Raw genomic sequence first — 11,496 nt, forward strand, 5'->3', positions numbered from 1 at the left:
TATAAGACGACTTCGTGAAGATGGCAGTTTTTCAGGATCCTGCGAATGCGAGTTTTAGTGATCGGAACCGGATCAATCGGCAGAAGGCACATGCAGACCATTCAGGCGCTTCGCCCAGGCGTGTGCTTCGACGTTTTGCGAGAACGGCCTCCGAAATCAGACGTAGTTGAAAGAGACGTATTTTTTACAGTGTCGTCTAGCTTGGCTGAAGCCATGAGTAAGCGGCCTCAATTGATGGTGATCGCCAATCCCAGCGCGCTGCACTTGCCGTTGTTGAGGCTCGCTATCGAAGAGGGCATCCCTTTTTATGCTGAAAAGCCTGTTGTGTCTTCGGCTGAAGATCTAGAGACGCTCAAGAATTGCATTGCCGGGTACAAAGTACTGCCCCCTAATATTGTCGGTTGTAATCTTCGGTTTTTGCCTTCTCTACAGGCGCTGAAGGAGATGGTTGAGAGGGGCGATTTAGGGAATATTGTCCACGCGAGCTTCGAGGCTGGACAGTGGCTACCGGATTGGCGGCCTGGTATTGACTACAGGGCCTCTTACAGTTCGAGAAAAAGCTTGGGCGGTGGGGTTGCTCTAGACCTCATCCATGAGCTCGATTCTGCGCGCTGGATTCTGGGAGAGCTTTACGATGTACAGGCAATTTTCGCTAAAGCTTCAGCGCTTGAGATCGATGTTGAGGACTCCGCTTCTTTTTTGATGCGGTCTCGCTTGGGAGCGTCTGTCTCCGTACATGTCAATTATGTGAGCCGCTTACCATTTAGGCGTTATCGTATTGTTGGAGATCAAGGCACGGCTGAGTGGGATCTACCCAGTCGAACGCTTAACGTCACAACACACGAGGGTTCCAATGCAGTAGCGCTGGTGCCAGGTGCATTCGATATTTCTCAGACCTATATAGCAGCGATGTCCGAGCTTCTGCGAGCAATCGATGAGCGCGCTGTGACGTCACAAGGTATTGAAGATGGTATTTCGGCTTTAGAGCTAATTTTCCGCTCCAATTCAACTCGTTTATCACGGTATGGCGTATGAGAACTATCGCTACCATTTGTGCTCGAGGCGGCTCTGTGGGCGTGCCGAGAAAGAATATTTCACTTCTCAATGGCAAACCACTTATTGCGTACACTATCGAGCAGGCACTCGCGGTGCACGAAATCGAATCTGTTTATGTGTCAACGGATTGCCCAGAAATTGCCGACGTGGCCCGTGCTTATGGGGCAGTCGTACCTTTTCTCCGCCCTGCCGAACTGGCGACGAGTACAGCTGCAAAAATTCCTGTCATTCAACATCTATGTGACTGGATTCTCGAAAATGTAGGGCCTTTCGACCGCCTTGTTGATCTTGACCCTACTTCTCCCTTGAGGCTTGTCTCTGATATTGAGTCCTGCATACACCTTCTTGACGATAAAACCGATGCGGTTATAACAGCATTCGAGTCAGAGAAAAATCCGTATTTTAATATGGTGGAATACAAGGAGTCGGGCCTTTTAGGGTTGGTCTGCAATGCGGCGGGCGGTGTCGTTGCTCGCCAGTTGGCACCGTCAGTCTATTCAATGAATGCGTCTATTTATGTTTGGCATCGTGAGACCCTTGCAAAGGGGCTTTGGAATGGGGTGCTCAAGCTTCATGTGATGCCGAGGGAGCGATCAATCGATATCGATAGTCCGCTGGATTTCAAGATAGTCGAGATGCTTCTTTCTGCGCGTGATGTAGAGGTGAAAAATGGATAGATTTTCCCTTGAAGGAAAGGTCATTGTTGTAACTGGTGCCGCAGGCATACTTGGTAGTAAGTTTTGTGAGGCTTTGCTTGAGTATGGCGCCCAAGTGGTTGGGCTTGATTCCAATAGTCAGGCATTGAAAGAACTTGCAGAGCGGCAGTTGTCGACGCGCTTGATCACTTACTGCGTTGATATTAGGGATAGAGACGCACTGCGCTTGGTTCATGATGCAGTGTTCGAGCAGTTTGGTCGTGTAGACGGCTTGCTCAATAATGCGGCGACTAAAAGTGAGAATTTCTTCGAGCCGTTTGAGACTTTTCCCCTGGAGGACTGGGACCATGTCATGTCCGTTAATTTGAAAGGGGCGTTCGTTTGCTGTCAGGAGTTTGGAGGCCGAATGGCGCTCCAGGGTTATGGCAGCATTGTTAATGTCCTTTCAATATACGGTATTGTTGCGCCTGATCAGCGAATATACGAGGGCTCTGAATATCTAGGGCGCGCGATCAATACCCCTGCCGTCTATAGCGCGAGCAAGGCTGGTTTGTGGGGGTTGACAAGTTATCTATCCTCCTATTGGGGGAGTCGCCATGTTCGCGTGAATGCGCTTACGCCAGGAGGTATTCAGAGCGGTCAGAATCAAGTGTTCGTTGACCGTTATTCCCAGCGGGTACCATTCGGCTGTATGGGGCAGGCCGATGATCTGGTTGGTGCTCTTATTTATCTGCTGTCAGATGCTGCTGGCTACGTGACAGGGCAAAATATAGTGATTGATGGCGGTTTAACGGTTTGGTGAACATGGACAGTACTTTCATTATCGCTGAGGCGGGTGTCAATCATAATGGTTCGCCAGAGCTAGCTTTTAAGCTTGTTGAGACCGCTGCCCGCTGCGGTGCTGATGCCGTTAAGTTTCAAACCTTTACAGCTGAGAAGCTTGTTCGACGTGGCGCGGAAAAAGCCGCTTACCAAAAAAGCGCTACGGGTGAAGGTGATCAGTTTGACATGCTCAAGCAGTTGGAGATGTCTCCAGAGTTGCATCGTGCTCTAATTTTGCGTTGTTCGGAACTCGGGATCGAATTTATGTCGACTCCCTTTGATGAGGAGGCGGCTGACTTCCTACTTGCCTCCGGTATGCGGCGAATCAAGATACCCTCAGGTGAAATAACCAATTGGCCCTTTTTACGCTTCTTGGCAAAAAAGAATGTTCCCTTGATTCTTTCAACCGGAATGGCTTCTCTTGAAGAGGTTGTGGAGGCTGTAGCGGTGATTGCTGAGGCTCGAAACAGCGTCGGCCTTACGGATGCGCTATCCAGTGTCTTATGCATTCTGCATTGCACCTCCAATTATCCAGCGCTTGCGCAGGATGTGAATCTTCGAGCAATGAATACAATTGCTGAGGCAACTGGTCTGCCAGTCGGTTATTCGGATCATACGCTAGGGCTGGCGGTTTCAACCGCGGCGGTAGCGCTTGGTGCAACTGTAATAGAGAAGCATTTCACGCTGGATAAATCGCTGCCTGGGCCAGATCATCAGGCTTCGCTTGATCCTGATGAACTTGCACAGCTTGTTGCTCAGATTCGTGTGGCCGAGTTGGCTTTGGGGTCCAGTATCAAGGCCCCCGCGGCATCTGAACTACCTGTTCGAGCCTTGGTGCGACGCAGTGTGTCGTTGGCGCGCGATGTTAAGGCTGGCGAGATTTTGAGCGCCCAAGACTTGTGCCTGTTACGTCCAGGTAACGGAATCCCACCTGCTGCCCTAGATCAGGTAGTGGGCCAGACCCTTGGTGAGTCTATGATTCGCGGAACGACTCTCCAGTGGGAAATGCTAAGCTGATGCGCCGCATTCTATATGTCACGGGAACCCGTGCTGACTTTGGCCTTATGCGTTCGTCCCTGCTAATGATTCATAGCAGGCCAAGCTTGGAGCTTGGAGTCTTGGCGACGGGGATGCATTTGGATTCACAGTATGGAAATACTATCCGTGAAGTCGAGTCTTGCGGTATTCCGATAGTTGCCCGTGTGCCTGTACAGCTTCGATCCGATAGTGGTTCCGCCATGGCGAAGGCTATTGGTATGGAGATACTTGGAATGGTCGAGGCATTCGAGCGGTGGGCACCTGAATTGGTGATGCTGCTGGGTGATCGAGGAGAGATGTTGGCGGGAGCGATTGCCGCACTTCATTTGAACATCCCGATTGTTCATATTCACGGAGGAGAACGCTCGGGCACTGTCGACGAACCTGTACGTCACGCTATATCCAAGCTCGCACACTACCACTTCACTGCGACAGCCAGTGCGCGTGAGCGTCTGATTCGCATGGGGGAGAGAGAAGAGAATATTTTCGTCACAGGAGCTCCCGGGCTCGATGGCCTTCTCGACATTTCGCGACCTGTGCGTGACGAGATGGCGCTGAGTTATGGTTTTGATCCTTCGCGCGCGATTGCATTGGTTATCTTTCATCCGGTAGTGCAGCATGCGGAGTTTGCTGACCGGCAGATGCGAACGTTGCTCGACGGCATTCGAATGGTGGAGGGCCTTCAGGCACTGGTGCTGATGCCTAACGCGGATGCCGGCGGGGAGGCTATTCGCGCGGTCTTGTCAGATCCGGCTCTCGGCGTGCGTGTGGTCGATCATTTTCAGCGAGATGAATTCTGCCGTTGGATGTCGGTTGTTGATGTAATGGTGGGGAATTCCAGCAGCGGTATTATCGAGGCGGCCAGTTTTCATACACCTGTGGTGAATGTCGGTGATCGTCAGTTTGGACGAGAGCGAAGTGACAATGTTGTGGATGTCGAGGTCGAAGTAACAGCAATACAATGCGCGTTGGTCCAGGCCTTGGCCAGAGGCAGAGTTGCAGTAAGAAATGTGTATGGGGAGGGGGTTGCTGGTCTGCGTATTACCGATCTGCTCGAAAGACTTCCTTTGAACCGCGATTTGTTGCTCAAGTACAATGCATACTAATCATTTTATTCTTGGTGCCGGCGGACATGGCAAGGTCGTACTGGATGCCTATGTTCGAGATGGGCGTGATGTCCGCTTGTTCGATAATGATCCTTCTCGCGTGGGCGGAAGGCTGCTCGGTCACGTAATCGAATTGCAGCCCGCTCTGATTAATTCTTCGCTCTTTGGCCATTTGGCCATTGGGGATAATGTAACTCGGCGGCGACTGTTGGCGGCGCTCGAGGATCAAGTTCTAGGTTGGTTTACTGTCATCCATCCACACTCAAGTATTGCAATAAGCGCAAAAGTGGCCGAGGGCTGTTTCGTTGCTGCGCACGCTATTGTTGGCCCAGATGCAATTGTTGGTCGATCTACAATCATCAACCACGGTGCCATAGTGGATCATGATTGCAGGGTAGGTGAGTGTTGTCATGTCGCCCCAAACTCCACATTGGGTGGGGGGGTTACGCTTGGTAATGAGGTTCTTGTAGGCAGCGGTGCAGTAATCTTGCCTGGTATCTGTATAGGAGACGGCGTGCGTATTGGTGCTGGAGCGGTGGTTACACGCAACGCACCTGCAGGCGCTGTTTTGGTTGGTGTTCCTGCTAGGATTTCTTTGTGATGATTGAACTACAGCGCGTCATTATTCACCAAGGGCTTTCTTTGAGGGAGCTGCTTGCTCGCATGGATCAGGGCGGTGCGGAGATTCTGCTGTTGGTCGATGAAAGCGGCCGTTTGGTTCGGACCATTACCGATGGCGATCTTCGTCGTTTGTTATTGGCTGGTACTGCGCTGGAGGAGGTGCAGTTCGAGCTTCCAGAGAAGACCCCTATTACCGCACAAGAGGGGGCGGATCGGGAGCAAGTTCTCGATTTGATGAGGCAGAATGATGTCAACCATATCCCGGTGCTTGACGACTGCGGATGCCCAATAGAGTTGCTGCGTGCTCGTGACCTCGAGTCACCAATTCTTCTTTCGACGCCGCACATGGGGGATCAGGAACTTTCGTTCATCAACCAGGCTTTCGATACTAACTGGATTGCCCCTCTTGGCCCCAACGTCGATGCTTTCGAACGAGAGCTGGCGGAGAAGGTAGGTGTTGGCCATGCAGCAGCGCTAAGCTCGGGCACTGCCGCCATCCATCTTGCACTCATCCTTCTGGGGGTCAGTGAAGGGGACAGGGTGTTCTGCTCCAGTCTTACATTTGTCGCCAGTGCAAATCCTATTCTCTATCAAAAGGCTGTTCCGGTATTCATCGACTCTGAGCCGGAAACCTGGAATATGTCGCCTGCAGCATTACTGCGTGGACTTGAACAGGCTGCTCAGGAAGGGAATCTTCCAAAGGCTGTAGTTGTCGTCAATCTGTATGGGCAGAGCTCAGATTTCGACCCTATCGTCGCGATTTGTGACAAGTTCAATGTTCCCTTGATCGAAGATGCTGCTGAGTCTCTGGGGGCGACTTACAAGGGGCGAGCCAGTGGTACTTTCGGCAAGCTGGGTATCTATTCGTTTAATGGCAACAAGATCATCACTACCTCCGGAGGAGGGATGTTGGTCTCGAATGATCGAGCCCTGATCGAGAAGGCGCGTTTTTTTGCGACGCAAGCTAGAGACCCTGCGCCCTGGTATCAGCACACAAGTGTCGGCTTCAATTACCGTATGAGTAATGTTCTGGCTGGTATAGGTCGTGGACAGTTACGCGTTCTGGAGGAGCGCGTTGGTCAGCGACGCGCGGTGTTCGAGCGATATCGCGAAAGCGGTATCGGTGGTGAGAGCTTCCAGTGGATGCCCGAAGCTTCGTTCGGTCTCTCGACACGCTGGCTTAGTTGCGGTGTTTTTGATTCTGCTGGCCGTGTCGATGTTCAGCGCTTTATCGAGCGGTTGGCGGAGCATCGTATTGAGGCCCGAAGGATATGGAAGCCGTTGCACCTGCAGCCGCTTTTCGAAGGGTGTGCCTATTTCTCTCATGATGAAGAATACTCCGTCAGCGATCATATCTTTGCTCATGGGATCTGCCTGCCCTCAGGCTCCAATATGACGGAACGGGAGCAGGATCGTGTAATTGAAACCGCTAAGAAGATCTTTGAGGAGTTTTAAGCAGGTTAGGAAGGACTGCGATCCGCTCTGACGATATTGCTTTTGCCTGTAGGAGGTGGGGCGGCTGCCGTTTGGTAGCGCTTCATGCTAGCCGCTTCCCTCCACATGCTTCAGGCCGTTGTGCGGAAAATCAGGTGATGCGCTCGGGGGGCGGAGCTCTCTCAGCGTGTCACATGGTCGCGTCGTGCACGAAAGTACGCCTGTCTGGCAAGGCTACCCACATAACAGCTATGGTCAGCTCCTTTGTTGTCGGTTACGGACGACGCGACGGTGCAGAAACGGGTATGTTGCGGTCGATGAGATCGCTTCAGTTGAAGGATGTTGCTTGGGACTGCCAGCGCAGGGCCGGGCTTTTAAAGGATATGGTGTCGTTGTTGTGTTGAGACTAGCTGACAAACTCAGAGAGCGCATGCTGCGCTTGCCGCGTCGCTACAAGCGGTCAATCCAGATCTTCATGGATGTTGTGTTGCTGTGGGTCGCCTTGTGGTTGGCATTCGTGATACGCCTCGGAGACATGGACAATATCTTCCCATTCAGTGGGCACTTATGGTTGTTCCTGGCTGCACCATTGGTATCCATCCCGTTGTTCATTCGATTCGGTATGTATCGAGTCGTCACGCGCTATTTGGGGAATGATGCGCTCCTCGCGATTGTTAAGGCTGTGAGCTTATCTGCTCTGATTCTGGCGTTGGCGGTGTACTGGTATCGCGATGCTCCCGCAATGATTCCTCGGTCTATGGTGCTCAACTACTGGTGGCTGAGCATCATGTTGATCGGTGGTTTGCGGCTATGCATGCGTCATTATTTTGTGGGCCACTGGTTCTCGCCTGAGCAGCCGTCTAAGCTCGGCGGGTTTGATAGTCACCTTTCTCGCGTTGCTATCTATGGCGCCGGAGCTGCTGGAAATCAACTGGCTGCAGCTCTCCGCATGGGCCGTGCCATGCGTCCTGTTGCTTTCATCGATGACGATCAAAATATCTGTAATCGTGTAATAGCTGGCCTGCGAGTGTATTCGCCGAATGATATTCAGCAGATGATCGATGAAACGGGTGCAGTTGAAATTCTCTTGGCTGTGCCATCCGCAACGCGTACACGTAGACGGCAAGTGCTGGAAACATTGGAGCAATATCCACTGCATGTTCGAACCGTACCGGGCTTTATGGATTTGGCGAGTGGCCGTGTAAAGGTTGAGGACGTTCAGGAAGTAGATATTGCCGATCTTCTCGGGCGCGACGCGGTGCCCCCACAGCAAGGGTTGTTCGAGCGTTGCATTCGAGGCCAGGTGGTTATGGTGACGGGGGCCGGTGGTTCCATCGGCTCGGAGTTGTGTCGACAGATTCTTTCTACCGAAGCGAAGATATTGCTGTTGTTCGAACACAGCGAATTTAACCTCTACAGCATTCACACGGAATTGGAGCAGCGCATACGGAGGGAGTCTCTCAACGTACGTTTGTTCCCGGTTCTCGGTTCTGTTCGCAATCAGGAGCGCCTGTGCGAATTGATGCGAGTATGGTCTGTCAATACCGTTTACCATGCTGCAGCTTATAAGCATGTTCCCATGGTCGAGCATAATATTGCTGAAGGCGTGATGAATAATGTGCTGGGGTCGTTGTATACGGCTCAGGCGGCATTGCGTGCTGGTGTTGAGCACTTCGTACTGATCTCCACTGACAAAGCAGTGCGCCCTACAAATATTATGGGTAGCACAAAGCGTCTGGCTGAAATGGTTTTGCAGGCGCTGAGTCAGGAAGCTGCGCCGGTATTGTTTGGTGATGAAGAGCAACTGCATCGGGTGAATATGACACGCTTCACCATGGTGCGCTTTGGCAATGTGCTGGGTTCATCGGGGTCGGTAATTCCGCGCTTTTACGATCAGATTCGTAAGGGCGGACCTGTGACAGTCACTCATCCTAATATTACCCGCTACTTCATGACTATTCCTGAAGCTGCACAGTTAGTGATACAGGCTGGCTCGATGGGGCAGGGGGGGGACGTATTCGTACTGGATATGGGGCAGCCGGTGAAGATTGCCGAGCTGGCCGAGAAGATGATTCATCTAACCGGGCTAAGTGTTTGTTCAGAAACCAATCCCCATGGCGACATTGCAATCGAATTCACCGGTTTGCGCCCTGGTGAGAAACTCTATGAGGAGCTCTTGATCGGTGACAATGTCAGCCCTACCGACCATCCGATGATCATGCGTGCGAATGAAGAGCATCTTCCGTGGGAGACTTTCAAGGGCGTCATTGCCGATCTCGTAGAATCAGTCGAGCGGGATGATTACGACCGCGTACGCCAGTTGTTGCGTGAGACGGTTTGTGGATATGCACCGGAGGGTGAGATAGTTGATTGGATGCACTCCAAGCGGACATTGAATTAGCTGAGGCTGGGCTTGGATGCTCGCTCTATATTTTGTGCTTCTTGGGTTCCCGGTTGGTTGTTAGGAAAATTGTTGTTCAGTGTTTTATTGATTTCGACTCGCTGGATGCGAGGTTTTTGGGGTCAATGATTAGCTGATAATTTTTGTGGGGTGCTTCTTGAAGTATTTTTGGTGTTTCTTGTTTTTGCTTTTGGGTCTCTATTCCTTGGGGGAGTCTAGGAGTGGTCGATTAGTTTTGTTTTCAGGTGCGCCAGCTAAGCATGATTCCATGATTATGACCGGTAGCACTACTGCCCCTATTTCACATGATGAACTTGAGCCGACTCTCTCGGATTCGCCTGCGGCAGAGACCGCCAGTCAGGTTAGGTATGTCTATCAGGTTGACTCATCGAAGGTTCCGGTTACGGCAACTCACGTATTAGTCTTGGTTAAAATGAAAGCTTATATACCTGTCGATATGGACAGCGGCGGAATGAACTATGCGCAGATTTATGCGAGAGTCCCGGGAAATAATCACTTTATCCATTGTGAAGCCTGGGGAGGGGGGCAGAATTGGCAAGAGGAGCGCCGACGCGTGACGTTCTCCACTGTCTATCTCCCCATTGTTAACGGGCAGGTCACTGTGGATGTGGGGCGAGAAGTGATGCGTCGTGGCGCTGTGGAGTTTGCCGTCTATATGGAGGGGTATTTGGACGGTGAGTATGGAGTTGTTGATGTTTTTGCATTGTTTTCCGATAAGGTCCTGGCTGCATTTACTGGATTTTATTGGCGAATTTCTGGGTGGATGAACTGATCCTCTCGTTTTGGTAGGCGCGCATTTTTATTTCTGAGTTTTGGTTGGGTATGGCGATATATTGACTGCCAAGACGGCGAGGTCGACTGGATTTATTCGTGTTCTGAGGTCTTTGTAGTTGCCTGTTGAGGCTTGATTAAAGTGTTGATCGGTGGTTGGGTTGACTATTTGGTTCGCGACAGCAAAGGCAGCTGAAGACGGCATAAGTGTTAGTTGGCAAATACAATACATTACTTCGCTGCTAATTCACTCAGCGCTCGACATGATCGGCCTTCAGTCAGGGTCATGCTAATCAAGTCAACGTAAAGCGCTGCATCGCTGCTCGGTTCAGTGTGGTTGGCCCGTTTGGCTCTGCCATTTCTCTATCCATGACCAAATCAAGCGGGGTGGGGCCACCGATGAAGTCGATGTTCCCGTCAGTCGCTCGAATATCATGCGGGAAAGCGAAGAGTGACTTGCTTGGTGGGATTTCCAGTCTGCGCTCGACCGCGTGTTCAGTGCAGTTGAGCGAGATGACTACATCGATGTTCGTCAGGTCCTACGGAGTATTGTTAACGCCTGCGGCCCAGAAGAAGAAAATGTTGACCGGATCTATCAGCAGCGTGCAATTGAATCACCTTTGTCCAGGGGCTAGCTTGAACCGGCGGTGCAAATAAGCTCCGCTTCAAGCTAGTTACATGGAGAGAACAATGACTCTGATACGGATCCTACCCCTGCTGCTCATGTTGTTTGGCTTCACCGGTGTTGCTGTCGCGGTGGAGACTCCACCAAAGAGCGATGCTTCCGCTGCTGTGGTCCACAAGGCTGCAGCAGGCAAGATCGATATCAACAAGGCAGATGCCGTTGCGTTGCAGGAGGGCATGATTGGAGTTGGCGAGATGAAGGCCAAGGCAATTGTTGCCTACCGTGAAGCCAACGGTGCTTTCACTTCAGTTGATGACCTGCTTCAGGTAAAGGGCATCGGTGCGAAGACCTTGGAGGCCAACCGGGACCGACTTAGCATCGACTGAGTCGATTAAGCACAAGAGACCGGCTTAGGCCGGTCTTTTTGTTTCTGCTGTATCCAGGGTGTTTTCAGGAGTGCTCGACGGCGAAGCCGAACGCGCTTCGGCGCGGCTCCGAAGGGATGAGGGCCGAAGGTCCCGAATGACCGGGGACGAAGTCCCTGGTGAGAGTCCAGCGGCCTAAACGAAAAAGCCCCCGGCATGTGCCGAGGGCTTTTGAATTTGGCTCCGCGACTTGGACTCGACGGTGAAGCCGAACGCGCTTCGGCGCGGCCCGAAGGGATTAGGGCCGAAGGTCCCGAATAGCCGGGGACGAAATCCCTAGTGAGAGTCCAGTGGCCTAAACGAAAAAGCCCCCAGCGTGTGCCGAGGGCTTTTGAATTTGGCTCCGCGACCTGGACTCGACGGCGAAGCCGAACGCGCTTCAGTGCGGCCCCTGAGGGGTGAGGGCCGAAGGTCCCGAATAACCGGCGACGGAGTCCCTGGTGAGAGTCCAGGGGCCTAAACGAAAAAGCCCCCGGCATGTGCCGAGGGCTTTGAATTTGGCTCCGCGACCTGGACTCGA

At 52.2% G+C, this 11,496-nt stretch carries 10 protein-coding genes; all 10 read left to right on the plus strand.

The window, feature by feature from the left end; all coding sequences use genetic code 11:
• The first annotated feature begins 45 nt into the window (after positions 1-45).
• Positions 46-1,035: a Gfo/Idh/MocA family protein gene (locus OEJ36_RS28450; RefSeq protein WP_263404362.1), complete on the plus strand. Its 990-nt coding sequence runs from the start codon at positions 46-48 to the stop codon at positions 1,033-1,035.
• The gene (locus tag OEJ36_RS28455) at positions 1,032-1,733 is read left to right on the plus strand and encodes a cytidylyltransferase domain-containing protein (RefSeq protein ID WP_263404363.1); all 702 of its coding nucleotides are present in this window, start codon (positions 1,032-1,034) and stop codon (positions 1,731-1,733) included. Before OEJ36_RS28450 ends, OEJ36_RS28455 begins: the two co-directional genes overlap by 4 nt.
• Complete coding sequence (locus tag OEJ36_RS28460; protein WP_263404364.1) at positions 1,726-2,514, plus strand: SDR family oxidoreductase; 789 nt, start codon at positions 1,726-1,728, stop codon at positions 2,512-2,514. Before OEJ36_RS28455 ends, OEJ36_RS28460 begins: the two co-directional genes overlap by 8 nt.
• A gap of 2 nt (positions 2,515-2,516) precedes the next feature.
• Entirely contained in the window at positions 2,517-3,551 is a 1,035-nt protein-coding gene (gene neuB, locus OEJ36_RS28465) for an N-acetylneuraminate synthase (RefSeq protein ID WP_263404365.1), read from the plus strand.
• Positions 3,551-4,678, plus strand: coding sequence for a UDP-N-acetylglucosamine 2-epimerase (gene neuC, locus OEJ36_RS28470; RefSeq protein ID WP_263404370.1), 1,128 nt, complete (start codon positions 3,551-3,553; stop codon positions 4,676-4,678). Before neuB ends, neuC begins: the two co-directional genes overlap by 1 nt.
• The gene (locus OEJ36_RS30755) at positions 4,668-5,279 is read left to right on the plus strand and encodes an acetyltransferase (protein ID WP_411861066.1); all 612 of its coding nucleotides are present in this window, start codon (positions 4,668-4,670) and stop codon (positions 5,277-5,279) included. Before neuC ends, OEJ36_RS30755 begins: the two co-directional genes overlap by 11 nt.
• Entirely contained in the window at positions 5,279-6,754 is a 1,476-nt protein-coding gene (locus tag OEJ36_RS28480; RefSeq protein ID WP_317891608.1) for an aminotransferase class I/II-fold pyridoxal phosphate-dependent enzyme, read from the plus strand. Before OEJ36_RS30755 ends, OEJ36_RS28480 begins: the two co-directional genes overlap by 1 nt.
• 409 nt (positions 6,755-7,163) lie before the next feature.
• Positions 7,164-9,134 carry a polysaccharide biosynthesis protein gene (locus tag OEJ36_RS28485; RefSeq protein ID WP_263404372.1) on the plus strand — a complete coding sequence of 657 codons (1,971 nt, stop codon included), beginning with the start codon at positions 7,164-7,166 and terminating at the stop codon, positions 9,132-9,134.
• A 268-nt stretch (positions 9,135-9,402) separates the two neighbouring features.
• Positions 9,403-9,927 (plus strand): hypothetical protein, encoded by a 525-nt coding sequence (locus OEJ36_RS28490; protein WP_263404366.1) that lies wholly within the window; start codon positions 9,403-9,405, stop codon positions 9,925-9,927.
• Between the two features lie 689 nt (positions 9,928-10,616).
• A complete protein-coding gene (locus OEJ36_RS28495; RefSeq protein ID WP_263404367.1) occupies positions 10,617-10,937 on the plus strand; it encodes a ComEA family DNA-binding protein in 321 nt (106 codons plus the stop codon).
• The last annotated feature ends 559 nt before the right edge of the window (positions 10,938-11,496 follow it).

The sequence above is a fragment of the Pseudomonas sp. PDM13 genome, assembly GCF_025685765.1.
Lineage (GTDB): Bacteria > Pseudomonadota > Gammaproteobacteria > Pseudomonadales > Pseudomonadaceae > Metapseudomonas > Metapseudomonas solani.

Excerpts from the sequence above, each read along its gene's own strand:
- OEJ36_RS28450 (WP_263404362.1), top strand. The coding sequence starts at position 46 with ATGCGAGTTTTAGTGATCGGAACCGGATCAATCGGCAGAAGGCACATG.
- neuC (WP_263404370.1), top strand. The coding sequence starts at position 3,551 with ATGCGCCGCATTCTATATGTCACGGGAACCCGTGCTGACTTTGGCCTT.
- OEJ36_RS28495 (WP_263404367.1), top strand. The coding sequence starts at position 10,617 with ATGACTCTGATACGGATCCTACCCCTGCTGCTCATGTTGTTTGGCTTC.
- OEJ36_RS30755 (WP_411861066.1), top strand. The coding sequence starts at position 4,668 with ATGCATACTAATCATTTTATTCTTGGTGCCGGCGGACATGGCAAGGTC.
- OEJ36_RS28490 (WP_263404366.1), top strand. The coding sequence starts at position 9,403 with ATGATTATGACCGGTAGCACTACTGCCCCTATTTCACATGATGAACTT.
- OEJ36_RS28460 (WP_263404364.1), top strand. The coding sequence starts at position 1,726 with ATGGATAGATTTTCCCTTGAAGGAAAGGTCATTGTTGTAACTGGTGCC.
- OEJ36_RS28485 (WP_263404372.1), top strand. The coding sequence starts at position 7,164 with ATGCTGCGCTTGCCGCGTCGCTACAAGCGGTCAATCCAGATCTTCATG.
- OEJ36_RS28455 (WP_263404363.1), top strand. The coding sequence starts at position 1,032 with ATGAGAACTATCGCTACCATTTGTGCTCGAGGCGGCTCTGTGGGCGTG.
- neuB (WP_263404365.1), top strand. The coding sequence starts at position 2,517 with ATGGACAGTACTTTCATTATCGCTGAGGCGGGTGTCAATCATAATGGT.
- OEJ36_RS28480 (WP_317891608.1), top strand. The coding sequence starts at position 5,279 with ATGATTGAACTACAGCGCGTCATTATTCACCAAGGGCTTTCTTTGAGG.